This is a genomic window from bacterium, assembly GCA_008933615.1.
In the GTDB taxonomy this organism is placed as follows: Bacteria; CLD3; CLD3; order SB21; family SB21; genus SB21.
In genome coordinates this window covers 92,920-118,110 of sequence record WBUR01000006.1, presented here as the reverse complement: position 1 = coordinate 118,110, position 25,191 = coordinate 92,920, and the positions used below count along the sequence as shown (strand labels likewise).

The 25,191-nt window shown below is 43.2% G+C and carries 18 protein-coding genes; 10 read left to right on the top strand and 8 right to left on the bottom strand.

Annotation, left to right across the window (positions count from 1 at the left end; all coding sequences use genetic code 11):
- Positions 1-209: 209 nt before the first annotated feature.
- Complete coding sequence (locus F9K33_03810; GenBank protein KAB2880891.1) at positions 210-1,085, top strand: TIGR02757 family protein; 876 nt, start codon at positions 210-212, stop codon at positions 1,083-1,085.
- A 98-nt stretch (positions 1,086-1,183) separates the two neighbouring features.
- Here the strand turns inward: F9K33_03810 and F9K33_03805 are convergent, their stop codons facing one another.
- Complete coding sequence (locus F9K33_03805) at positions 1,184-4,570, bottom strand: PAS domain S-box protein (GenBank protein KAB2880890.1); 3,387 nt, start codon at positions 4,568-4,570, stop codon at positions 1,184-1,186.
- Positions 4,571-4,976: 406 nt separating this feature from the next.
- On the bottom strand, positions 4,977-5,402 hold the full coding sequence (locus tag F9K33_03800) for a hypothetical protein (protein ID KAB2880889.1): 426 nt from the start codon (positions 5,400-5,402) through the stop codon (positions 4,977-4,979).
- A gap of 188 nt (positions 5,403-5,590) precedes the next feature.
- Between F9K33_03800 and rny the strand changes: the two genes are divergently transcribed.
- The 9 genes from rny to F9K33_03755 all read left to right on the top strand — a co-directional run bounded on the left by rny (position 5,591) and on the right by F9K33_03755 (position 15,543).
- Positions 5,591-7,219: a ribonuclease Y gene (gene rny / locus F9K33_03795; protein KAB2880888.1), complete on the top strand. Its 1,629-nt coding sequence runs from the start codon at positions 5,591-5,593 to the stop codon at positions 7,217-7,219.
- Positions 7,220-7,332: 113 nt separating this feature from the next.
- Positions 7,333-7,893, top strand: a complete 561-nt coding sequence (locus tag F9K33_03790) for a biotin transporter BioY (GenBank protein KAB2880887.1) — start codon at positions 7,333-7,335, stop codon at positions 7,891-7,893.
- A 38-nt stretch (positions 7,894-7,931) separates the two neighbouring features.
- Complete coding sequence (locus tag F9K33_03785; protein ID KAB2880886.1) at positions 7,932-9,716, top strand: HD domain-containing protein; 1,785 nt, start codon at positions 7,932-7,934, stop codon at positions 9,714-9,716.
- 118 nt (positions 9,717-9,834) lie between these two features.
- On the top strand, positions 9,835-10,623 hold the full coding sequence (thiD, locus tag F9K33_03780; GenBank protein KAB2880885.1) for a bifunctional hydroxymethylpyrimidine kinase/phosphomethylpyrimidine kinase: 789 nt from the start codon (positions 9,835-9,837) through the stop codon (positions 10,621-10,623).
- A 13-nt stretch (positions 10,624-10,636) separates the two neighbouring features.
- Complete coding sequence (locus F9K33_03775) at positions 10,637-11,149, top strand: hypothetical protein (protein ID KAB2880884.1); 513 nt, start codon at positions 10,637-10,639, stop codon at positions 11,147-11,149.
- Positions 11,150-11,151: 2 nt separating this feature from the next.
- Positions 11,152-12,069 carry a peptide chain release factor N(5)-glutamine methyltransferase gene (gene prmC, locus F9K33_03770; GenBank protein ID KAB2880883.1) on the top strand — a complete coding sequence of 306 codons (918 nt, stop codon included), beginning with the start codon at positions 11,152-11,154 and terminating at the stop codon, positions 12,067-12,069.
- A 6-nt stretch (positions 12,070-12,075) separates the two neighbouring features.
- Positions 12,076-13,290, top strand: a complete 1,215-nt coding sequence (locus tag F9K33_03765; protein ID KAB2880882.1) for a PAS domain-containing protein — start codon at positions 12,076-12,078, stop codon at positions 13,288-13,290.
- A gap of 60 nt (positions 13,291-13,350) precedes the next feature.
- Positions 13,351-14,799 (top strand): cysteine--tRNA ligase, encoded by a 1,449-nt coding sequence (locus tag F9K33_03760; GenBank protein KAB2880881.1) that lies wholly within the window; start codon positions 13,351-13,353, stop codon positions 14,797-14,799.
- Between the two features lie 18 nt (positions 14,800-14,817).
- On the top strand, positions 14,818-15,543 hold the full coding sequence (locus F9K33_03755; GenBank protein KAB2880880.1) for a cyclase family protein: 726 nt from the start codon (positions 14,818-14,820) through the stop codon (positions 15,541-15,543).
- 16 nt (positions 15,544-15,559) lie between these two features.
- On the opposite strand, the gene F9K33_03750 is transcribed toward F9K33_03755, so the two are convergent.
- The 6 genes from F9K33_03750 to katG form a co-directional block, all read right to left on the bottom strand.
- Entirely contained in the window at positions 15,560-16,531 is a 972-nt protein-coding gene (locus F9K33_03750) for an NAD(P)/FAD-dependent oxidoreductase (protein KAB2880879.1), read from the bottom strand.
- Positions 16,532-16,578: 47 nt separating this feature from the next.
- The gene (locus F9K33_03745; protein ID KAB2880878.1) at positions 16,579-17,703 is read right to left on the bottom strand and encodes a cyclopropane fatty acyl phospholipid synthase; all 1,125 of its coding nucleotides are present in this window, start codon (positions 17,701-17,703) and stop codon (positions 16,579-16,581) included.
- A gap of 309 nt (positions 17,704-18,012) precedes the next feature.
- Positions 18,013-19,350: a PEGA domain-containing protein gene (locus F9K33_03740; GenBank protein ID KAB2880877.1), complete on the bottom strand. Its 1,338-nt coding sequence runs from the start codon at positions 19,348-19,350 to the stop codon at positions 18,013-18,015.
- Positions 19,351-19,423: 73 nt separating this feature from the next.
- Complete coding sequence (locus F9K33_03735; protein ID KAB2880876.1) at positions 19,424-20,380, bottom strand: DMT family transporter; 957 nt, start codon at positions 20,378-20,380, stop codon at positions 19,424-19,426.
- Between the two features lie 50 nt (positions 20,381-20,430).
- Positions 20,431-22,689 (bottom strand): GAF domain-containing protein, encoded by a 2,259-nt coding sequence (locus F9K33_03730; protein ID KAB2880875.1) that lies wholly within the window; start codon positions 22,687-22,689, stop codon positions 20,431-20,433.
- A gap of 194 nt (positions 22,690-22,883) precedes the next feature.
- On the bottom strand, positions 22,884-25,067 hold the full coding sequence (katG, locus tag F9K33_03725; protein ID KAB2880874.1) for a catalase/peroxidase HPI: 2,184 nt from the start codon (positions 25,065-25,067) through the stop codon (positions 22,884-22,886).
- Positions 25,068-25,191 lie beyond the last annotated feature (124 nt).

Genomic DNA, 25,191 nt, shown 5'->3' with positions numbered 1-25,191 from the left:
CAGTAATGCCGGCGAAGAAAAAAAACACAGCAAAAAAAATAAAGAAAACCGTTAGAAAAGCGGTAAAAAAAACAATTAAAAAGAAGCTGAAAACTGCGATTAAAAAATCAGCAAAGAAGATCGGCAAGAGAAGATAATCTCTGATAATTTCAGTCCCTTTAATTTGATGCAGTCACACTACCGTTTGGTGTGACTGTTATTTTTAATACATCAAAAAAGCGCAGAAAAAATCTACTTTGACATCTGAATTAAGAATTCAACTCGACAAGCTCTACGCAACATTTGACCACAGTTTTATCTATTCCGATCCCATTCAACTTGTTAAAAGATTTGATGATTCGCAGGATCAAGAGATCGTTGCGCTTGTCGTGACGTCTCTCGCTTTTGGACAGGTTCAACAAATTATTAAAGCCGGTGAATTGGCCATAGAGCTAATGAATCACTCACCTCGACGATTTGTGGATACAATGGAGCCGGAAGTTGAAATAAAAAAATGGCGCGGTTTCTATTATCGTATGATCAAACACACGGATTTGTTACGGCTGCTTTATGCGTTGAAAAAAATATTAAATCAAGTCGGCTCGATAGGAAAATGGGTTTCTTCACAATATCAACAGGAAGATGCGCATCTCGGCGTGACTTGGGCAAAATGCGTAGATGAAATTAGAAAAATTGATCTGGAAAATTGGAAATGGAAACGCTCAAAGGGAATCGGATTTAATCATCTTCTGCCAAACCCTGTAAATAAAAGCGCATGCAAACGAGCAAATTTATTACTGCGCTGGATGGTTAGAAAAGACCAAATAGACCTAGGCTTGTGGGATAAACTTCCTGCGAGTAAACTCATTATTCCGGTTGATACACACATACAGAGGATTGCCTACAATATCGGTTTGACAAACCGCACGGATCTTTCATGGAAAACAGCTATTGAAATTACGGATAAATTGAGACAATTAGATCCAAACGACCCTGTTAAATACGATTTTGCTTTGTGCCGGTTGGGCATATTGAACATGTGTCCAAAGAAACGAGACATGAATAAATGTAACAGCTGTCCGATTTTTGATATCTGTCGTTTATAATTTCAACTCTCTTCATACTATCAAGAAAAGCCATTCTGGAACAGCCTCCTCCGGCGGAGAGAAGTGATTTGAACTTTTAACTCGTTTTGTGACGAGATCTATTTTAGATCAAGCACCTCTCTGACCTTCTTCAGAATTTCATCCGGGAAATACGGTTTTTGTGCAAAGTCCGTTACGCCCGCTTTAAGTAATTCCGATTTACGATTATGTCCAAAATAACCGCTCGAAATTATGATCTTCGCGTCGGCATTGATCTTTTGAATACCCGCAATAACTTCCTCCCCGCTGATCTTAGGCAATCCCATATCCGTAAATACCAGTGCGATGTCGTCATGTTGCTGTGCATACATATCCAAAGCTTCCTGCCCGTCAGCCGCCGCCAGAACATGATACCCTTTTTCTTCAAAAATAGCGGTTAACAATTTTCTCATCGATTCCTCGTCGTCCGCAATCAGGATTGTTTCATTTCCGCCCGCAATGTCATTCACGCTAACTTCTTTAGCGAGGTGTTCGATATAGCTTTGCTGAACGGGAAAATAAAGATTAAACGATGTTCCTTTTCCTACTTCGCTTTGTACGTCAATCAAGCCATGATGCGATTCCACGATTCCGTACACCGTTGCCAGGCCAAGGCCGGAACCCCGGTCGCGGCCTTTGGTTGTGAAAAACGGCTCGAAAATGCGATTCTTTGTCTCTTCATCCATACCGGTTCCGGTATCGGTCACTTTGACGTAAATATATTCCGGGGAATGTAGTTTCGATGTTTTCCCCTGAATGTCCTGTGCTTTGATCCCCTTGGCCGTGATGGAAAGACTACCGCCGTTCGGCATGGCATCGCGCGCATTAATACAAAGATTGAGTAATACCTGGTGAATCTGTGTAGGATTGGCGACGACCGGAGGCAGATCCTTTTCGTAATCGGTACGGATCGAAATCGTCTTCGGGAAGGTTTGTTCGATGAATTTCCTGATCTCCTTTATGGTTTCATGAATCAGGATCGATTCCAAGACGACGTCGCTTTTTCGCGCAAACGTAAGTAATTGTTTGACCAGGCTTGCTCCTCGCTGCGTGGCTGTAGTGATCGTATCCGCACTGTCTGTAATATATCCATTGTCCGAGAATTTTCTGCGAACCAAATTGATATGTCCCAGTATAATCGCGAGAATATTGTTAAAATCGTGCGCAATGCCGCCGGCTAAGGTTCCTAAGCTTTCCATTTTCTGCGATTGTATCAATTGTGTTTCAAGACTTCGCCGGTGTGTATCGTCAAAAAGATAACCTTTGATCTCGATCAGCTCGCCTTTTTCATTAAATTTTCCGACCATATTTTCAATAACATATATTTTTTTTCCGTCTTTGCGAATGAGTTCCGACGAATTATATTCCAAGCGTTTCTCCCGCGTCAAACGCTTCAGTAGCTGTTCACGCGCTTTTTTGTCGGGATAGAGCGAGCGGACGTCCATTTTCAGAGCCTCATCGACAGTGGCATAACCGAACATTTTTGCAAAAGGTAGATTGCAGGCCAGCAAGCGTCCATCGAGCGTAGTTATATAGTCGCCGGTCAGATCGTCTTCGAAAAATGATTTATATTTTTCTTCAGATTCGCGTAAGACTTCTTCCGCCCGTTTTCGATCGGTGATATCAGTGGCGACGCCAATGAGCGCTGTCACTTGTCCATTCGAATCTTTAATATTTGTCGTGGTGAGATGAATGAAAAATTCACTGCCGTCTTTTCGGCGGTTCCATAATTCACTTTGCCATCCGCCGTTTGAAGTTGCATGGAGAATCTCGCTGAGGGCATTGGGTGGATTCTCAAGCGGACGTATGATGCTAATGTTTTGTCCTATAAGTTCATCTCTCGTGTAGCCGTACGTATTTACAAACGCGTCGTTGACGAAAAGAATATTATTTTCGGTATCGGTAATACTCACACATTCGTTAATACTTTTTAGCACATCGGCGAGCATGCTAATTTCCTTCTCTGCCTTTTTGCGCTCGGAGATGTCGCCTGAAATTCCTATGATACCGATTAATTTGCCCTGCTGGTCATGAATCGGAGAGTCTGATACAAACGCCGGAAAACTGCTGCCGTCTTTCCTTTTAACCAAAAACTCACCAGACCACGAATTCCCCTCGTTTAATTGTTTCATTATTTCAGTAGCTTGCTCTCTGGTCTGCTGCGCGGGCGTTAAATCGATAATGTTTTGTCCCATGGCTTCAGCCGAAGACCAACCATAAATTTTTTCTGCTGCATTGTTCCAATAAATAACAGAGCCATTTATGTCGGTTGCAATTACTGCCTGACCAACGGTATTTAACAGCCTTGCATGAAATTTGGTTTGCTCTTCCGCTTTCTTCCGCTCGGTAATGTCTCGAAAAAAACAAGTAACTGCCGTCGGTTGAAAGGCTTCGAAACGACAAGCCACGCTCCCCTCAACAACTATCGTATTCCTATCCTTTGTCACAAACCGGATTTCAATTGCGTCAAACTTCTCACCGCTCATCACTCGTTGAAGCGTCTCTGAACACTGAGTCAGGTTGTCAGGATGAACCACACTGTCTATGTTGAGATTGATCAACTCTTCCTCCGTGTATCCAAGCGCCTCGCGCCACGCCCGATTTGCATATAACATATGTCCGTTCGGCGCCATAGCCTGTATGAGATCGCTCGTACTCTCAAAAAGATCATGGTATCGTTCATTACTTTGTTTCAGTGTGCGTTGAGATTGCTGGATCGATTCCGCCATACAGCAGAAAGATTCCGCCAAAACTGCGATTTCATCGTGTGTCTTTACAGCAGGGCGTTGTGAGTAATCGCCATTGGCAATGCTGTTGGCTGCTTTGGTAACAGTAACAATCGGTTTGGAAATTCTCTGTATGGTAAGATAGCTTACAACGAGAGTGATGAGGATACCTAAGAACGTTATCCCATAGATCGAATTCGAAGCGTTTTCTTTGTTTGCCGTCGCCAGAAGTCGATGTTGTTCAATTCTCATAGAGATGCCATCGAATATTTCTGTCGTTTTCCGATTGACATCGTTACCGAATCGGTAGTCCATCGTCTCCATCAATGCCCATGCCTTGGGCGACTGTCGGGGATGCTGGATTGCAAGAATCTGTGCAGAATAGGAGTGGATGGAGTCAAGGTCTTGCTTGATTCCACCGACAAGATGAAGCTCTTCTTCGGTCAGAGGAAGCTGAATTAATCGCTCATAGAATTCATCCACACGTGAACTCAGTCGATTGTATTCGCGTTGGTAATTTTCGTTTTGCGTAATAATGTAAACGTTGTCCGCCCTCAGCAGTTGAGCAATGGCGAAGCGGAGATTTCCCGATGCCCCCCGTTTGACGGCTTCACGTTCCATAGAGTCAAGGCTCGAAGTGATTTTGTTGAATCCACGAAAAGTGATTCCAACCATAGCCACCATTAAGATGAGCAAGGCAAGAAATGCAAGCCCAATCTTACGGCCGATTGTTGATTTCATATGCTGTCAACTCCAATGAAGTTAGTAGAGATGAGAAAAAGCCGAAGAGCTGTCGATGACACGCAACGAGGGTGAGGCGTATCAAAATTGGAAAATAATTTTCTTCGATAGACAGAAATGATGAATCCATGAGAACCTATTCCCCAAGAACGGTCCGATGCATACGCATCAAGATTTTAATAATGTACGTCAACAACTCCGAATCGGCAAAGGTTTTTATAAAATTTTTGTTTTTATTTTTTTTGTAACTGTATAGCGGATTTTAAACCCCTTCTCTGGCAAGCTACACAAAAATTCGAGTTGCGATTGAAACAAGGTCCAATTGTTGGGATGATGAAAAAGTGTTCAACCATAGCAACTGCAACATAGTGTTTTGTAGTTTAAGAGTACATTTGCACTAACTCTTCTACGATCTGCGTGACGCGGAGGATTGCACATCGGCTTCAAACTGAGCACAATAATGCTGCAGGACAATTTCATCGTTTGTCAGCTTACAATGATAACGGAAAGTGAGTTGTGACGTATCCATTTTTAGGAACGAAAGGCGGTGTTTACAATATTGACAGGAATCTTTTTTGTTAGTTTTGATAGGTGTCTTGTTGAGATTCTTGAGAGATTCCTGGTTGGATTTGGCCGTGGAAATAGTTACCGATTGTATATTAGACATTTCTTTGAAGATCAGATTCATCAAACGGACAAACTGCCCTATCTGAAACATTGATTTTCGCATTTTTATCAAAAACAGTATCTGAAGTATAAGCAATACGACAAATAATGTTATAATAAACACAAATAGCGTTTCAATCGAAAAAAACTCGAATCCACCGATCATTTTACCGCGTTTCTTTTTTAGAAGTTAGATAAAACTAACAAATCTCCTTCATAAAATCAAATCTTAATAATTTTTTCATGGCTTTACCCCTAAAAAAACTTGCAATTATAGCGGTTTAGTAGTAATTTTACTGTCACGTTATTATTAATTTTAATAGAATTAGATATCAGGTATTAAAGGAAATAGATATGGAATCCATAGGCATTATTATTATGATTTTAACCGGCGTCGTGATGTTTATCACGGGCTGGATATTGGCAAAATTCGCCGGGCGTAATAAAGTATCCGAAATCAAGAAAATTGCTGAGAATACATTACGTGAAGCTCACCGCGAAGCGGACGCAATAAAAAAAGACGCCCAGGTTAAAGCAAAAGAACGTATGCATCAAATTAAAATGAAAATCAGCGGAGAATTTGACGAACGGGAAAAACGTTTGAAGCAATATGAAGGGCGTCTGAGCAATCGTGAGCGTGACCTGCGCCAAAAAATGAATTCGCATTTAGAAAAAGAACAAAAAAACGTTCTAACTGAAAGGGCTCTGGCGTTGCAGCAGGAACAGATCAATACCCGATTACAGCAAATTGACCAATTAGCGCAGCAGCAGACTGAAAAACTTGAAAAAGTTACAGGACTTTCTCAGGAAGAAGCAAAAAAACAGTTTCTCGAGACGGTTTCCAAACGCGCTCAAAAAGAAGCCGCTGAATTGATGCTGCAGATCAAAACGGAATCCCAGCAAAAAGCCACACACGAAGCGAAGTGGATTCTGTCCGATGCCATACAACGACTTGCGTCAGATCACACTGCAGAAAGTACGTTGACTACCGTGGATCTTCCCAATGAGCGCATCAAGGGTGCGATCATAGGGCGTGAAGGTCGGAATATCAGGGCATTTGAACAAGCGACGGGAATTAAAGTAATCATAGATGATACGCCGGAAGTTGTTTTGCTGTCCGGTTTTGATCCGGTCAAGCGAGAGATCGCGCGTATTGCCATGACGCGAATGGTTGAAAATCCGAATATTCAGCCGGAACAGATCGAGGGCATCATAGAAAAAGCGCAAAAACAAGTTGAAAATACCATGGCTAAAGCTTCGGATGAAATCCTTAACTCGTTGAACATCAAAAATGTAGCGCCAGAAATAAAAGGTTTGTTAGGTCGATTAAAATACCGAACAAGTTACGGGCAAAACGTATTACAGCATTCCAAAGAAGTAGCTCTTTTGGCCGGAACGATGGCGGCGGAACTCGGATATGACGTGCAACTGGCCCGCCGGGCGGGACTTTTTCACGATATTGGTAAGGCAGTAAGTAACGAAACCGAAGGTAGCCACGTCTCGATCGGCGTGGATGTGACGACGCGTTGTAAGGAACATGAAGTCGTGATCAATTCAGTTTTGGCGCATCACGATGAAGCGGAACCCATTCATCCGATATCACAGCTCGTAACGGCAGCCGACATTATCAGCGGATCGAGGCCAGGGGCGCGGCGTGAACCGCTCGAAGCATATGGTGCGCGAATTGAGAAACTGGAACAAATTGCGACGCAATTCGAAGGCGTTTCAAAAGTATATGCTATTTACGCCGGACGTGAGATTCGCATTGTAGTCGAAGCGGATAAAATTGACGACGCCCATGCCGCGATGCTCAGTTCCGAAGTGGCGACGAAAATACAGAACGAAATGCAGTATCCAGGTCAGATCAAAGTGGTGGTAATTAGGGAAAGACGCGTGGTGAGGTACACGAACAGCACCGTTTCAACGGTTGACGAAAATAAAGTTGAAGAAGATTTTCAAAGCGATATCGACAGCGCGACATGATTTGAAGTTAAAAAAAACTTGCATTTTTTGAGAATTTTAACATAATTTAGCTGGGTTTTTCACTTTCTATTTTCTTTTCTCGAGCACACCAGCTCAACTTCAGGAGAATTATTATGAACGCACCGAAAATTCGCGCTATGAGTATTGATGATTCATTATTGAAACAATTTATCGCCGTGACGATTTTCTCGCTATTAACGGCAGCCGGCGCATGGATAGAAATTCCGCTTCCGTTTACCCCGGTTCCCATTACATTGCAGACGGTATTTGTCATTTTAGCAGGCGCATCGCTCGGTGCGAAACGCGGCGCTTTATCACAGATCATGTATTTATTTTACGGTATATGCGGATTACCTGTATTTGCCGGCGGCGCAAGCAGCTTCATACAACTCCTCGGACCCTCCGGAGGATATCTTCTGGGCTTCCCGGTCGCCGCATTTCTTACCGGATTGCTCGTCTCGCGTGAGAAGAGTTTCTACTGGAATTTAGGCGCCTGCATCATCGGTAGTCTTCCGATTTTACTTATAGGATCATTGCAATTGAATATTCTTATCGGCGGTAATCTTACGGAGGCATTTAAGTTAGGTTTTATTCCTTTCATCGCCGGTGATTTTATCAAATGCGTTCTGGCCGCAGCCGCATTCACTGCATCAAAAAAGATTATGTCAAAATAAATTTTTTATCTGTTTTTTTCAAAACAAAAGGTTGTGGTATGAGTTCTGAACTCCAAGAGTTACTAAAATACTCGGAACAAGACGCGGTCAATAAATTATTGAACGACGTAGTGGATAAGTTACGCCGCGGCCATTATACTTCCGAAGGCCTGAGCGGGGATACACTCGATACCGTCGTTGATGCCGTCAAGTCCTTCACCGAACAGCAAGTTGGCCTGAAGAAAAAACTTACACGGATCGGATCCGCGCTTTCCGCAGAAAGAAACCTGGATGCCCTTTTGGAAATGATCGTTGTGGAAGCCATGAATTTTACTAATGCGGACGGAGGAACTCTCTATATCAAAACACATGACGAAAAAGGCATCGCGTTTAAAATATTACAAACCCGTTCACTCAATTTCAAAATGGGCGGTACCAGCGGAAAAGCAATTCCATTTCCGCCCGTTAAACTTTTTAAGGACGACGGTTCACGCAACGAACAGCAAGTTTCCGCGCATGTCGCTTTGAGCGGAAAGACCGTTAATATTGCGGATGTCTATGAAGTGGAGGGTTTTGATTTTCAGGGAACAAAAGCTTTTGATAAAAACACCGGTTACCGATCGAAATCCATGATGGTGGTTGCAATGCGTAATCATGAAGATGAGATCATCGGCGTTTTACAGCTTTTGAACGCGACCGATACAGGCGGTAATGTAATCGCATTTTCGAGCGATTATCAGGAGTTGATAGAATCTCTGGCTTCACAGGCAGCGGTGGCCATCACCAATACGCAGCTCATTCATGACTTGAGCGCCCTCTTAGATTCCTTCATACAAGTTATCGCGAGCGCAATCGACGAAAAGTCACCCTATACCGGCGGCCATATCCGCCGTGTTGCGGAACTCACGCAGGAAATTGCGCGCGGTCTAAGTAATTCTAATGAAGAAAAATGGCAACCCTTCGTTATGAACGAAGACGAGCACAATGAACTCCGGATCGCAGGGTGGATGCACGATATCGGAAAGATCACGACGCCGGAATACGTGGTTGACAAAGCCACGAAGCTCGAAACGATATATGACCGCATCAACACTGTTCTCGCGAAATTTGAAATTTTCAAACGTGAATTAGAACTTGAGCACCTGAAGCAAATACAAAAACTGTCATCATCACGCGCAAAAGACAAGAAAGCAAAAATTGCTCAACTGGAAAAAGAATTTGCTGACCGTCTAAAGCAGGTTGATGACGACGCGTCCTTTATCAAGGTTTCAAACATCGGCGGCGAGTTTATGGAGCAAGGCAAGATTGACCGCCTCATGAAAATTGCGGAACAAAAGATCAAAATGGAAGGCAACGAACTGCCGTTACTGACAGAAAATGAAGTACATAATCTTTCGATCAAACGCGGTACCTTGACCGACGACGAACGGATTGTCATTCAGAACCACGTTGTGCTTACGATCAAGATGCTTCAGAAACTTCCATGGCCGAAGAAGTTGAGCCGCGTGACAGAATGGGCGGGCGGACACCACGAGAAGCTTGACGGTACGGGTTACCCGAATGGACTTAAAGCGGAACAATTATCGACACCGGCGCGTATCATGGCTGTGGCAGATATTTTTGAAGCGCTGACCGCTGCGGATCGTCCTTATAAACCCGGCAAGAAAATTTCCGAGTGTATCAAAATCTTATTGTTCATGGTCAAAGATAACCATATTGATAAGGATATAGTTGATTTCTTTATTAAGTCCGGTATGGCTCAGGAATATGCAAAACGTGAATTAAAAGACTATCAGCTTGATACGTTTACCTATGACGGTAAAGAATACGATTGTAGAAAATAGATTTCTATATACATCCGCCTTTAACAATCTTCATCGATTTTTGCTTCAGCCGTGTTGTGAAGTTTCGGCGCGCATCGCTTCTCTCGACATATATTATTAATACTCAAGATTATTCGATATGAAAACAGCGAAGGCTCTTACCATTGCAGGATCGGATTCAGGCGGTGGGGCAGGCATTCAGGCTGATTTAAAAACATTTTCGGCGCTTGGCGTTTACGGAACGTCGGTCGTCACGAGCATCACCGCTCAAAATACCGTTGCCGTCACAGGTATTCAAGATATCGAATTATCAATCATAGAAAAACAGATTGACGCCGTTATGAGCGATATCGGCGCCCATGCCATAAAAACAGGTATGCTGTCCACCGCTGAGATCATTGACGTTGTTTCTCGTGGATTAACAAAGTTCAACGCAAGAAAACTGGTCGTTGATCCCGTGATGGTTGCGAAAAGCGGAAACAAGTTATTACAAGATAACGCTGTACACGCGCTTATTCATAAACTCATCCCTATGGCGCAGGTGGTGACACCCAATATACCGGAAGCAGAAGTTCTGACCGGAGAAAAAATCAGTTCTCATGATGATATGGAAAAAGCGTGCCGCAGGTTATTAGAAATGGGGTGCAGGGCGGTGGTCGTTAAAGGCGGGCATTCAAAGAAAGACGCAGTAGATGTATTTTATGACGGCAAAAAAATTCATCATATGTTCAGTAAACGTTACCGAACAAAAAATACGCATGGGACCGGCTGCACATTTAGCGCGGCCATCGCCGCCTATCTCGCAAAAGGATACCCAACTTTAGAAGCTGTAAAATTTTCAAAGAAATATATTACAGGCGCGATCGCACACTCATATTCAATCGGGAAAGGCCACGGACCCGTTCATCATTTCTATAAATTCTATTAATAAAACAACCGACATGACCCGCTCCGGAAAACCGTCCTCAAATACAGCTCAAAAATTTCTTATATGGGTCACGATAATTCCATTAGCCGCGTTTGCAGTGTTTTTTATTGCGGCGCTGACCGGCGATATTATGACGGGAAACTATGTAACTCAAGATGATCCGGCTTCAGGTAAAACAACCCTTGGGGTTTTGATTGGGAGCGGATTTTGTGCCGGTATATTGCCGGCGGTTTTCGTAGTATTACTAATTAGGAAATTAGTTAAAATTCACCGACTTGAAAAAACGGCGTATGATGCGTGGATTCAAGATTCCGTTCTAGAGTTAGCTAAAAAACTCGGAGGAAAATTGACTGTCGTTGAAACAACTACAGAACTGAATATGAGCGTTATTGATGCGAATAATGCGTTGAATCAATTTACATCTTTGGGTCTAGCAAGGTTACAAATTAGCGAGTCGGGTGTACTGGTCTATTATTTTGATCAGATTATCGGTCAAGATGAAAAAAATAGAGCGGAGAGCGTTTAGACATGACCGTTGCAGCAGTAAAAAAAGACTGGAATGTGAGTGAACTTCTTGACTGGTCGATGCATTACTTATCGGAAAAACAATTCGATAATCCTCGGCTAAATGTAGAATGGCTTTTATGCCATACACTGAACTGCAAGCGCATTGACCTCTATGCAAATTATGACCGTCCGATGGGCAAAAAGGAATTGGAGGAGTTTAAGTCCCTTCTTCTAAGGCGTATTAATCACGAACCCTTGCAATATATTATCGGAACGGCGGAATTTATGGGGCTGACTTTTGAAGTGAATGCCAATGTACTGATCCCACGGCCTGATACGGAATTGCTGGTAGAAAAAACATTGGAGTTATGTAAACATAGAGGGAATGGAATAGTTCATATCTTAGATGTTGGTACAGGAAGCGGAGCTTTGTGCGTTTCCATCGCTTTCTATTTAGAAAAATATAACATACCTTATTCAATCACAGCGCTTGATATAAGCGAAAAAGCGCTTACTCTGGCGAAACTTAATGCGGATCGTATCGTCGGAGAAGGGAAAATCAAATTTATTTTTGGAAATATTCTGAATGAAAACTCAAATAGCGATTTATTTCAATCTTTTGAAATAATTGTATCAAACCCGCCGTATATTTCCGACCAGGAATTTGCCTTGCTTCCAAATGAAGTGAAGGATCATGAACCCGAAGCAGCGTTAAAGGCCGACGCTACAGGACTCGTCTTTTATAAACATGTTGCGCGAGCGGCTAAATCATTTTTTCGTTCAAATTTAACAAAAAAACATGTTATATTTGAAGTGGGTTATAATCAATCTGAGGACGTTAAGAAAATTCTCGAAGAAAACGGTTTTGAAACCGAGGTCTATAAAGATTGTCATCAAATTGACCGTGTGGTGTGCGGAAACCTGAAAACAGAGAATTAACCGGAGATAATTGTGAGTGAAATAGAAATTCAAAACAGATACGAAGAGTTGTTGAATAGTTTACCCGACGGCATTTTTATCATCGACTCTCATGGCAGAATTGAACTTGCCAATAAAGCTGCTGCGGCTATCTTAGGATATACCGACAAAAAAGATTTTCTTGGTTTGAGCGTAAGTGAGCTTTACGCAAATCCAGGCGATCATGACGCGCTGTTGTCCATATTGGGACACAAAGGTAAAGCCGATAAAACAATATTTGACTGGAAAAAGAAGAACGGCGAAACGACGCTTATTGAATTTACCGCTTCACCGATCCATGACAAAAAAGGGCACATAAAAGGTATTCACGGAATATTTAGAGACATCAGCAGTAAGCTGGAAAGCCAGATTGCACAACAGGAGACGCTGGCTGAAACCGCCGCCCGTTCAATTGACGAAGAGAAACTTTTGGAAGTAATTAATTTTTTTCGCGTAGTTCCAATGTCACTGATACTGCAAGGCGTAGCGCATAATCTCAATACTCCGCTAGGTACCATACGCGGCCGCGCGGAACTTCTCCAGCATCATATCAAGAAAAGCGCTAATTTAGTTGAAGCTATCTCCAATGAAAAAGCCAAAGAGGATATAGTGCAGTTTCATGCAAAACTGGATAAAGGTATCGGTGAAATCGTAACGCAGGTCGATAAAGCCTCCTCACTTATCAAAGGTTTTTCAGACAAAGTGTCCAATGAAATGAATCCCTACCAATCGGAGATAGATATTAACAAACTGGTCGAGAACGAAATATCCTTTCTTGATTCCAGTTTATATTTTAAACACAAAATTAAAAAAGAAATTGATTTGGACCGAACGATCCCTTCGGTACCCGGCATTTATCGTGATTTTAGCCAGGCCATATATAATTTGATCATTGATTCGATGAAAGCTACCGGTTCATTGGCAGAAAAAATATTACGCATTAAAACCTATCACGATCAGAATTTTATTTATGTTGAATTATCAGATAATCGTATTATGTCTGCATCTACGGATCTCGCTTATCACTTGTCGATTCATACCGATACCATGTACAGTAATCTTCCGGATGAAGCGCTGTTTAGTTATTACGATATTGAAATTGCAAACGCTTCCCGTTTGTTAAGCCTCTATCAGGCTGAGCTCAATCTGTTCCCGAATAACGAAGCGAAATTTGTTATTCAAATTCCAAAGCATAACCAGTGACAATATATTTTCGTATTTATTTAAATGACTCACACGGAAGAAAAGGAATCAGTTGTTGACATGAGCCTGAAAATCTACAATTCGTTGACGAAACAGAAGGAACCATTTGTTCCGATAAAGGAGCAGGAAGTGCTGATGTATTCCTGCGGACCGACCGTATACAATTATATACACATTGGAAATGCGCGCACGTTCGTGATGGCGGACATCATTCGCCGTTATCTTGAATATTCCGGATATAAAGTAAAATTTGTTATGAACATCACGGACATAGACGACAAGATCATAAACGAAGCTAAAAGCAAAGAGTTGGATTTTTCAGACGTGACGCAATTATATACGGAAGGATTTTTTGAGGATATTGCCAAATTAGGCATGCGTATGCCCGATGCGGTTCCGCGCGTAACGGAGCATCTGGATGAAATCATCAATTTGGTCCAAACGCTCATTCTCAAAGGATATGCGTATGAATCGGAAGGCAGCGTCTACTACGATGTAGGCAAATTTGCGGGATATGGAAAACTGTCCGGAAAAAATATCGACGACCTAATGTCCGGCGCCCGCGTGGAAGTTAACGAGAAAAAAAGAAGCCCGCTGGATTTTGTATTGTGGAAAGCGGCTAAGTCGGGCGAGCCTTCGTGGGAAAGTCTTTGGGGCAATGGCCGTCCGGGATGGCATATCGAATGTTCCGCCATGTGTATGAATCATCTGGCCGATCAAATTGATATTCATTGCGGCGGATCAGACCTCGTCTTTCCACATCATGAGAATGAAATTGCACAAAGTGAAGCCGCCACTGGAAAATTATTTTCCAAATATTGGATTCACTGCGGATTTCTGAATATTGATAATGAAAAAATGTCGAAGTCACTCGGCAATTTCTGGCTGGCGCGCGATGTATTAAAAAAATTCCGCCCCGAAGCCGTGCGCATATTTTTTCTGCAGAAGCATTACGCCAGCCCTCTGAGTTATAGCGAAGACAATCTTCGTGACGCGGAGAACGCGCATAAGCGGCTGGAAATGATATTCAATAAGGTCCAGCAGGCTTTGGATCTTAAGGAAACGCTGGGAGGTTCTGTAGGAACCGTTGCAATCAATCCCGACGTCGAACAGTTTTCAAAAGACCTTGACCGCCTGGAGAAGGAATTTCATGAGGCCATGGACGATGATTTTAATACTGCCGCCGCGATGGGTAAAATATTTGAGATATTTAACGGCCTTAGCAAGATCACTTCGCCCAAACTGCTCAATGATTTTTCATTATATGTTCTCAAACGCACGCGCGACTTGATATTGGAGTGGAATGAATTCTTAGGATTTCTAAATTTGTCCAAACCGGAGAATGTCTCCAAGAAATATGAAAAAATTGTCGACTTGCTTTTGGATATACGAGTGGATCTGAGGAAGCGAAAAGAGTGGGAACTTTCAGACAAGATTCGGGACGGATTAAATGAGATCGGGATTGCGATAGAAGATTCACCGGACGGGACAACGTGGAAATTAAAATAAATTCGGAAGGACCGTTCTATGAAAATCCATGACATTTCCATCACTATTTCCAATGATATTGTGACCTGGCCGGGCGATCCGAAAGTGGATATTCAGCTTCCTATTCAAATAAAAAAGGGCGATCCGTGCAACGTTTCCCGATGGCAGATCGGCGCGCATACCGGAACACATTGCGATGCTCCGTTTCATTTCTTAGATGATGGAAAAGGAATCGATGAGGTTTCTCTCGAACGATTTATCGGACCCTGTTTGGTCGTGGAGGTTGATCCGAAAGTGAATATTGAGCGTGAAGATATGGAAAAGCTTAATTTCAAACGCCATAAACGCATTTTATTCAAAACAAGAAATTCGACGCACTGGAAAAATAATAACATGGTCTTTGACGAAGATTTTGTTGCGGTTGGCATTACAGGAGCACAATATTTGGTCGAGAAAAAAATAGAACTGGTAGGGGTTGATTACTTATCCGTCGAAAGTTTTCACGCAGAATTTGAACATCCGGTACATAAAAATCTTCTTGGACATAATGTGGTAGTTTTGGAAGGCCTGAATTTGTCGGCCATCAAACCTGGCGAGTATGAATTGCTTTGCCTGCCATTGAAGATCAAACACGGCGACGGAACGCCGATGCGCGCGGCATTGCGGGAATTGCCTAAAACAAAAAAGAAAATTAATGTAAAACGCCCAAAACAAAAAAAATCGAAACCGGCACAACTTCGCAAATCAAAAACTAAAAAGAGATAGATTTTACGTAATGGAGCTAGTATCGCATTAGTAACTTCAAAATTGGAAGAAAAAGAGGGTGGTGCAGGCTGAAAGCAGAGATTGAGTTAATATCGAAAGGCTTGCCTGAACTAATGGACTCCGCCGCCAAAATTCCGCTTTTCACCGCCGGTCCGATTCCTTCCCCCATATCACGCGTTGCCAACCCTGCCGCATCGCCAATAATGAAAGCATTTCTATTGTGAACAATATTTACCGGTTCACGCAAATAATAACTGTGGCCCTTGGGTCTGAAATCATTGCCGAATATCAGAGACTGCGTTCTCAGTTTGCCCAACAAAAAATCCCAGTGATTATTTATTGAATCGCCGTTCCGTTTTAGTTTTTCTTCTAGTCCCCCCACGCCAATATTTAAGTAACCATTCGCTTTCGGAACATACCAACTATAGCCCGGCAGTTTATTTTCAAAAAACCATAAATAACATTTTTCATCAGAGATCGGGGTGGGGTATTCAAGTTCGCGGCATACAATCAATTTGTTTTTTGCACGAGGGCTTTGAGATGAAAAAAAAGTTCGATATACGGGACAAAATGTACCGCCGGCTCCAACCAGATAGCGGCACGAATATTTTTCATCAATGATAAATTGATCATCCTTTCGTTCGATCTGTTTTGTTTCATGCCGTATGACCGGAACGTCTGCGCGTAATAAAAGCCAATGATCAAACTCATATCGTCTTATGGAATATTGCGGAGCAGAAATTCTTATGGGGAATCCATAAAAATGTGCATACAGGGATGGCAATCTCAAGATGCTGTGGGGGTATTTTGGGATGACAATTTCAAGGTCTTTTATAACTTCCGGCGTGATCCAACCGGCGCAAAGTTTGGTTCGTGGAAATTCTGCTTTATCAATAACTGCGCAATCTACTCCGAGATGTTTTAACTTCCATGCGCAGGTGGAGCCGGCCGGCCCGCCCCCTACAATGATGACTTCATGAAATTCCATATTTGTTGAACAGCCGTTAACAGAGTACCGAAATATGTGTAACCTAATTAACTAAATCGACACTCCGGTTGAAAGGTTCCATTTCGTGTCATAACAAATTGCCAAAGCTGATTTGACCTTGCGCGAAAACTGCCTGCGCAACTGAGTAAATAAAACCGCCACATTCGGTAAAACCGATCTCCATAACGGTCTTTGAGTTTTGGCCACGCCCTTTCAAAATTAGCGTACCAAGCCATCAATGTTCTATCATAATGCGGACCGAAACTGTGCATATCCTCCATCATAAACAGGCCTTCCATGGCTTGTGCGATCTGCGAGACCGAAGGAAGCATACTATTTGGGAAAATATATTTGTGAATCCATGCGTTGGTATTAGTTGCACTATCGTTTCGTCCGATGGTATGAATAAAAGCGATGCCGTGTTTCTTCAGACAGCGGTCGACAATTTTCATATAGCCTCGATAGTTCTTATAGCCCACGTGCTCCATGATTCCTATGGAAATAACAGCGTCGTATTGTCCTTCAACTTCGCGATAATCCTGAAGACGAAGTTCCACCGGTAGTCCTTTGCACAATTGTCGGCCGAGTGTAACCTGTTGCTTTGATACCGTAACCCCGGTTACAAGCGCGCCGTATTTCTCCGCGGCATATTTGGCGAAACTTCCCCACCCGCAGCCGAGTTCGAGAATTTTCATTCCGTCGTGAATTCCGATCTTTTTACACACCAGATCAAGTTTTGCTTCCTGCGCTTGATCGAGATCAGCGGCGCCTTTCCAATAGGCGCATGTATAATTCAGCCGCTTATCGAGCATAGCCTGATAGAGGTCGTTTCCAAGGTCATAATGCTTTTCACCAACTTCAAATGATCTCGACTTCTTTTGAAAATTAAGTATTTTGCTCAGGGCTATGCGTGCGGCTGATTTCCAACCTATAAGTTGTTTTTCAATGTGTTCAGAAAGGGCCCTGTTGACACATTCATCCAGCGCTTCACATTCCCACCAACCGTCCATATAGGATTCTCCGAAACCTAACTCGGCATCGGTAATAAGGCGTGAAAAAAAACGGGGATCGCGTACTTGGATGTCCCAGGGATGGTTTCCATTGATCGCAACATTTGCAGAGGAGAAAAGATCGGTGATAATTCTTTCGGCGTGCTTTATTCCGGTTATCATAGAAATAACCTCCTAAAACAATGTACGGATTGCGCCGAAATAAGCAAAGAAATTAAAAGATCACTATCGTCTTTAGGTGATGTGAAAAGTTAATGTGCTTATCGTGTTTACTCAGATACGTCATGGTGAGCCCTGCGGCGAGGCTCAGGACAAGCTTGTCGAACCATGACCAAGTTTAGTAAAATCAGTCTTCAACTTCGCTCAGACTGAATGGTTCTCTTCCATTTGTGAGCCAACCCGATAAGCACGAAAGTTAAATATTGAAGTAGAAGCCGAAAAAACACAGTAATGGATTGAATGAATTTAAAATTACTCAGGCTCCAATTCGATATCTATTACCGGATGATATGGTGCTATCTCGACAGATATATTTTTGTAACCCTTTTTATGAAGCGTGATTTTATTTGCTCCCTCTTTCCAATTACGCGTCAATGGTGTTTCGCCGATTAATTCCGATCCGCTGAATGTCTGAAGATAAATGCTGGCATTCTGCGGATTTGAATTGATAGTGATGGAAGCTTTCCACTTAGTGTTCTTGCTGATTAAGGCTATCTGAATATTTGGGTTATCGCTTCCAGTGAGTATCTTGCGGTAAGTATAATAATCTGTGGCTTCAACAATCAATTCCTGTGAGCTATTCATTACTGGAACTGTACACGGAGAATATCCCACGAGCTTTTTGTCAATATATACCCTCGCAGAAGAAGGATTTGTCTGAATATACATTCTATCCGCTTTCCCCATCTCAACATTGATGACGCGCCCTGCGTCTGCTTCTTTCAATGAAAGCTTGACAATAGTATCTAGATATCCCGGTAGAAACAATTTAATTTCTGCCTCGCCTATTGGTACTGTATAAACCATCGGAGTTTTTCCCAAACTGTCTTTCCCTGAAAGAACGAACGCCCCAATAGGGTTTGAGAGCAGTTTAACTGATACTTTTGGCCGGGTAAGTTCAACCAATATGGAAGGTATACTGCCTTCAATCAATTCTAAAAACTGACTACCAACCAATCCGTCTTTTTTAAGGTGAATGGTATGGAATCCCGGCGCTAATCCTTCTACCAGCGCAGGAGACCGTAAACCTGTCGAGTTATTATCAACGAATATTTCTGCGCCTTCGGGGTTAGAACTGACATAAACATCTGCCGTTCCGCTTCGCGAAATGGTTTTCATCTGTGCGCTGATTCCTGCAAATACCCCGGATACCTCATTCATTAAATTAAGCAACCCATCCACTTCACCCTTAAAATCATTGCTAACCGATTTTTCGATCGCGCCCGTTTTTACGTCAACTATTCGCATATCGATAGTGTAGGTGTTTCCAACTTTTCCGATGTCCCCGCCGATCATCTTTTCGACGCCGAGCAATTGCCCAATCTGCACCGCACATTCAGCTGTGTTGCAATTATCGCTTGAAATAAAATCCTGTTCTTTGAGAATCTCATTCATCTTATCCCGCTCCAGAACTACGAAACTTTCTGTTTGGACCAACATAGCGCGGAATCGGTTGGTCAGAGCCGAACTTTCATTGCTAGTAATTCCACCGGTGTTTTTAAGTTCAAGCACGCCAACGGTTTTCTTTTGTGCATTTAGAATACTTGTAAAAAGAAAAAATCCGATAATCAGTATTAATTTATTATGCATGACGTTCTCCAAATTGAAATATTATGGCATTTATATAGGCTGCAATTCGAAAGTAAATATAAATATATTATTATCAATCCTCTTTGAGCGCCATGGATTCCCTGACCAAGTCGAGTTCTTTCGAAGCCGCTTCCGCTTTGAGTTCCGCCCTCATTTTCAAGCTGACAATGAAAACGCCTGCAAATATGAGAAGGGCAGCAAAAACCGTTGACCATGTGAGAGTTTCGCCAAGCGTCCATGTCGAAATAATCGTGGCAACGATGGGTTGAACGTAAATATAGACAGCAACCGTGGAGGAAGTCGTTCGCTGAAGCGCCCAGCTGTTTATATAATAAACGATCACCGATGAAAATAAAATCAAAAACGCGACACAGAACCAGGCGGTCATAGAAATTTCGGCATAAGGCAAATGGATGGCCTTATCTATTCCAAATGGCATTACACCGATTCCGCCGAATATAAATGTCCACGTTGTGACGGTGGCCGGATGATAACGTTTTAAAATGTTTTTTGAAATAACCAAATATACACCAAAAGAGACGGCGTTGATAAAAACAAGGACGTTTCCAACAAAAAATTGATTGTTCAAATCTATTCGCTCTGCGCCCAGAAGAAGTATGACGCCGGCAAAGGAAATTAACGAACCAACGATCTTTCTGAAACTGATCTTCTCGCGTCCCATTATGATCGCAATTACAATAGTTACTACCGGTATGGTTGTCACGAGTACCGTAGCGTTAATCGCGGTGGTCAAGGCAAGGCCTTTAAGAAACAAAGTCTGATTGATGATAATACCAAAAACGCTAAAGAAGGCGAGTTCGATATAATCCCGAAGAGATCGGATTTTTTCTTTTATAAAAACTCGGTGAAGAGCATATAAAATAACTGCAGCAATAAAAATTCGAATGCAGACCAGCGCCATGGGATCAATTTCCTGCAGCGCAATTTTCGCGGTAACGGAATTAATGCCGAACACGGCGGAAACGAATAACAACGCAAGATGAATACGAAGAGTGGAGGATTTATTCATGCCGTCAATTCTTTTAACTCAATGGGTCCAAGGATTCGATTATTGGTAAATTAAACAACGGCATCAAATTCAACCGGAATCAAAATAGTCATGTTCGTTCCTTTGCCGTACTCGCTTTTCACAAGAATTTTTCCATTGTGGCGAGAGACGATGCCATAAGCAATAGCTAGTCCAAGGCCTTGGCCTTGACCGATATCCTTCGTCGTGTAGAAAGGATCATAGATCTTATCCACATTTTCAGGTTTGATTCCTGTGCCCGTATCGGCGATATCTATACGAACATGCCGTGTTTTTAAAAACTCATTTTCGTCGCTAACTTTTGTTGAAATAGTAATGGTGCCGTCACCCTTGATCGCTTCAATAGAATTAAGGATCATATTTGAAAAAACCTGATTTAAATGTCCCGGAAAGCAATGAACTAAAGGGAGAGGAGTCAAGTTGGTAATAATTTTAATTTGGTTTTGCGTCTGATTTCTAAAAAATTGAAGCATCTTCTCAATTCCTTCGTTCAGGTCGGCCGGCATCAGTTCGTTTTCGTCCAATCTGGAAAAATTGCGAAGATCCTGCACAATATTTTTCATTCGAACAATGGAGCGTTTGCAAGGGTCCAAACAGGCGTTGATCTCGGCGAGAAGCTTTTTGAATTGTTCAATCTCCGAAACAAAATTCTTGTCAGAGGAAAAGGTTTGAATTGCCGAACCAAAATTTTTATTCAGACGGTTTGCATAAAGTTCGACCAATTCTACATATCCGGAAAGAATACCGGCGGGATTATTCATTTCATGCGCAATACCGGCAACGAGTTTACCCAATCCGGCCATTTTTTCTGAATGGATAAGCTGGGTTTGAGCGTTCATTAGATCTCCGTACGCTTTTTCGAGTTCGGTATTTGCCTGAAATAACTGGGCAGTTCGTTCTCTTACGCGCACTTCCAAACCCTGATACAGTTCTACATTTTCAAGAACGACCGACAGCATAGTCATTAACGTAGACAAAATCTTGACGTCTTCCTGATTCATCGGCGCGGCTGAAGTTAAACGATCGATGCTGATAATGCCGCGTACACGGGAGCCGAACTTAAGAGGGAGGACTACAAAAGATTTGGTGCCTGATATTTTTATTGCTGGCCGGTCTTTCAATTCAGGGTGCTGATCTACATTAGAAATGAGGATGGGTTCCCCTGATTGCACTACTTTGGAGAACAGCATATTATTATCATTAAGATCGATCGTGAGAAGATCTACGGATTTTTGGTCTCTCTCAGTTTCATCGCTGACGACCGTAGGATTAGATAAATATCTTCCTGTCTCGTCTACCATCATGATCATGGCCCGGTCATAACCGAGAGAATGTTTGATAATATTTAAAACGACGTCGATAAGTTCTGACCCCAAAAGCTTCAAGCTGAAAGCAGCATTTGCCTCGATGATGGCTTCAAGTTTTCTAACCGTTTCAGAAGCTTCTTTGTATTTTTGATTGGCAAAAGCAATGGTTTCTTCTATCTCGTTGGATTCTGCATTGGAGATCAGCGCATTGTCTTTCGCTGTTGCACGCATATCCAAAATGACGCCCAACAGATAAAAAATCAACGTTGTGAATACGGTGAGAACGGTTTGTATCTTAATATTGCCAAAGGAATTCATTAAAAAAAATATTACTGAAAGTCCGCTCCCGGTCAAGAATCCACGAACGGCATGCTTTCGAAACAACACTAAGCTCTTAGCTTGCCATATAAACTCATACTCGCATCTATCATCGCCTTTGGATACGCACTTGAGATGTCGATGCTTGGCTATCGGTAGTCCAAAAAGTTGCGGTATGCCGGCAAAAAGGCCGAGGCGATAATCGCAATTATGCTGATAAAACGGATAATTCGGCGCGTTTTTAAACTCGAGCACCATACGGTTTTTATCAAACTCCGCAACACGGTATTTGCCAAATTTTACCGCATGATTAGCAATCTCCGCCGTTTTTTTAAATATGGCATTAGGCGTTAGAAGCCGAAGCGCCATACGGGCCATGGTGCCGAAATTGTTTGGATTGGAAAAAGAATAAATACCGATCTTGTAGAAAATCGTATCGTCGTCGAACACTTTTTTTATGAATTCACAGCCGCGGGTGTAGGTATCAAATGAGACCCAATTATTCTCGTTGCGAATATAGGCTTCATCCAAATCAACGGCTTGGATGAATTCTTTTGCGCAAGATTCTCCCTTTCGCTCGAAAACGTAATTAAGCATGGTGCGGATGATCTTACAGTTGAGTTCCTGCTTCGTTTTTAAAATAAATTCGGTGTTTGTTCCTATCATGGTCGTATGCTACGCTTCAGCCTATATTGGGATCAAGGTAATAAAATTTATACCATATTGGACAGATAAATTTTTGGCTGCTTTTTAATTATAGCATTTCTTCACAAAAAAAAAGAGAACAATCTTTTGATTGTTCTCCTGCTTAGACACAAAAGTCACGATTTCCTGTTACAAATAGCGGATGACTGAAAAAATTAAACCAAATCAAACCGATCAAGATTCATTACTTTGTTCCATGCCGCCACAAAATCCTGCAGGAACTTAGTCTTCGAGTCTTCCTGCGCGTAAACTTCGGCCAGCGCACGTAGTTGTGAGTTGGAGCCGAACACGAGATCAACGCGGGTTCCGGTCCACTTGACTTCGCCCGAAACGCGATCGCGGCCTTCATACACATTTTTAGTGTTGGAAGGCTTCCATTCCGTACCCATGTCGAGCAGGTTTACAAAGAAGTCGTTCGTCAGCATTCCAGGCCGCTTGGTGAAAACGCCGTGTTTGGAGTTACTATGATTGATATCCAGAACACGTAATCCTCCGATGAGAACGGTCATTTCCGGCGCCGTCAGCGTAAGCAGCTGCGCTTTGTCGATCAAAAGCTCCTCAGCCGATACACTGTATTCGGCTTTCTGGTAATTTCTAAACCCATCCGCTGCCGGTTCGAGTACGGCAAAGGAAGCCCCGTCGGTCTGATCCTGAGTTGCATCCGTACGGCCCGGTGAGAAAGGAACGGTCACATCGTGGCCGGCATTCTTCGCGGCTTGTTCTACGCCCGCGCATCCGCCTAAAACGATCATGTCGGCGAGAGAAATTTTCTTTTTGCCGGAGGATTTGTTGAAATCCTTTTGGATCTTCTCCAGTTTTGCAAGAACGACTTTCAATTGCTCAGGCTGGTTTACTTCCCAATCTTTTTGCGGTGCAAGGCGGATACGTGCTCCATTGGCGCCGCCGCGTTTGTCGGAACCGCGGAAAGTGGAAGCGGAAGCCCAGGCCGTTGAGACGAGCTGTGATACGTTCAATCCTGAAGAGAGAATTTTCTTCTTGAGAACGGCGACGTCCTTTTCGCTGACCAATTTGTGTTTGACCGCAGGCAACGGATCTTGCCAGATCAGTTCTTCTTTAGGCACTTCCTCGCCGAGGTAGCGCGAACGCGGTCCCATGTCGCGATGGGTCAACTTGAACCATGCACGGGCAAACGCATCAGCAAATTCCTTTGGGTTCTGGTGAAAGCGGCGCGAGATCTTTTCGTAGATCGGATCCATGCGCATCGCCATGTCCGCCGTGGTCATCATGGTCGGAACTTTTTTAGAGGGATCGTGAGCAGCCGGAGCAAGATCTTTCTCGGCCACATTTTTCGGCGTCCATTGCCAGGCGCCCGCAGGACTTTTTGTCAATTCCCACTCATAGCCGAACAGCATATCAAAATATCCGTTGTCCCATTGGATCGGGTTCGGTGTCCACGCGCCTTCGATTCCGCTGGAGATCGTATCGTCGCCTTTGCCGCTGCGGAAATTGCTGATCCAGCCAAGACCCTGCTCTTCGATGCCAGCGCCTTCCGGTTCACGGCCGACATGGGATTCAAGACCCGCGCCATGTGCTTTTCCAAACGTGTGTCCGCCGGCGGTGAGCGCAACGGTTTCTTCGTCATTCATCGCCATGCGCGCGAAAGTCTCGCGAATATCCCGGCCCGATCCAATCGGATCCGGTTGACCGTTGGGTCCTTGCGGATTCACATAGATCAAGCCCATTTGGACAGCGGCGAGAGGGTTTTCGAGTTCTCGTTCGCCGGCGTAACGTTTGTCGCCCAACCATTCGGTCTCGGTACCCCAGTAAATATCTTCTTCAGGTTCCCACACGTCTTCACGACCGCCTCCGAAACCGAAGGTCTTGAAACCCATCGATTCCAGTGCGCAATTGCCCGCAAGGATCATGAGATCGGCCCATGATATCTTGTTGCCGTATTTCTGTTTGATCGGCCAAAGCAGACGTCGCGCTTTGTCGAGGTTCACATTGTCGGGCCAGCTGTTCAGGGGCGCGAAACGTTGAGTGCCGGATCCGGCACCGCCGCGGCCATCGCCGATGCGGTACGTACCGGCGCTATGCCACGCCATACGGATGAAAAGTCCGCCATAGTGACCGTAATCGGCCGGCCACCAATCCTGGGAATCGGTCATCAGCGCGTAAAGATCTTTCTTGATCGCCTTAAGGTTGAGTTTTTTGAACTCTTTGGGATAGTTGAACTTCTTGCCCATCGGATTGGACAAGGATGAGTTTTGATGAAGTATTTTGAGATTTAACTGATTAGGCCACCAGTCACGGTTTGATGTGCCTCCGCCAGCGTGAAACGGGCATTTGCTTTCACTGTTAACATGGTCGTTTGCCATAATATTGGTTCCTTCTAATAAAGTTGTAGAGAAGGTTGGATAGAAATTTTTAACACAGGCAATATAGTCAATTGCATCTATAAATCAAATTGATTATCGTTATCTATACATAGATAAAACTTAT

Bases quoted from the DNA above. Each gene is read 5' to 3' on its own strand.
- rny (KAB2880888.1), top strand. From the start codon at position 5,591: ATGGAATCCATAGGCATTATTATTATGATTTTAACCGGCGTCGTGATG.
- F9K33_03735 (KAB2880876.1), bottom strand. From the start codon at position 20,380: ATGAATAAATCCTCCACTCTTCGTATTCATCTTGCGTTGTTATTCGTT.
- F9K33_03785 (KAB2880886.1), top strand. From the start codon at position 7,932: ATGAGTTCTGAACTCCAAGAGTTACTAAAATACTCGGAACAAGACGCG.
- F9K33_03750 (KAB2880879.1), bottom strand. From the start codon at position 16,531: ATGGAATTTCATGAAGTCATCATTGTAGGGGGCGGGCCGGCCGGCTCC.
- F9K33_03805 (KAB2880890.1), bottom strand. From the start codon at position 4,570: ATGAAATCAACAATCGGCCGTAAGATTGGGCTTGCATTTCTTGCCTTG.
- F9K33_03755 (KAB2880880.1), top strand. From the start codon at position 14,818: ATGAAAATCCATGACATTTCCATCACTATTTCCAATGATATTGTGACC.
- F9K33_03730 (KAB2880875.1), bottom strand. From the start codon at position 22,689: ATGATAGGAACAAACACCGAATTTATTTTAAAAACGAAGCAGGAACTC.
- F9K33_03760 (KAB2880881.1), top strand. From the start codon at position 13,351: ATGAGCCTGAAAATCTACAATTCGTTGACGAAACAGAAGGAACCATTT.
- F9K33_03790 (KAB2880887.1), top strand. From the start codon at position 7,333: ATGAACGCACCGAAAATTCGCGCTATGAGTATTGATGATTCATTATTG.
- F9K33_03775 (KAB2880884.1), top strand. From the start codon at position 10,637: ATGACCCGCTCCGGAAAACCGTCCTCAAATACAGCTCAAAAATTTCTT.
- F9K33_03800 (KAB2880889.1), bottom strand. From the start codon at position 5,402: ATGATCGGTGGATTCGAGTTTTTTTCGATTGAAACGCTATTTGTGTTT.
- thiD (KAB2880885.1), top strand. From the start codon at position 9,835: ATGAAAACAGCGAAGGCTCTTACCATTGCAGGATCGGATTCAGGCGGT.
- prmC (KAB2880883.1), top strand. From the start codon at position 11,152: ATGACCGTTGCAGCAGTAAAAAAAGACTGGAATGTGAGTGAACTTCTT.
- F9K33_03740 (KAB2880877.1), bottom strand. From the start codon at position 19,350: ATGCATAATAAATTAATACTGATTATCGGATTTTTTCTTTTTACAAGT.
- katG (KAB2880874.1), bottom strand. From the start codon at position 25,067: ATGGCAAACGACCATGTTAACAGTGAAAGCAAATGCCCGTTTCACGCT.
- F9K33_03745 (KAB2880878.1), bottom strand. From the start codon at position 17,703: ATGATAACCGGAATAAAGCACGCCGAAAGAATTATCACCGATCTTTTC.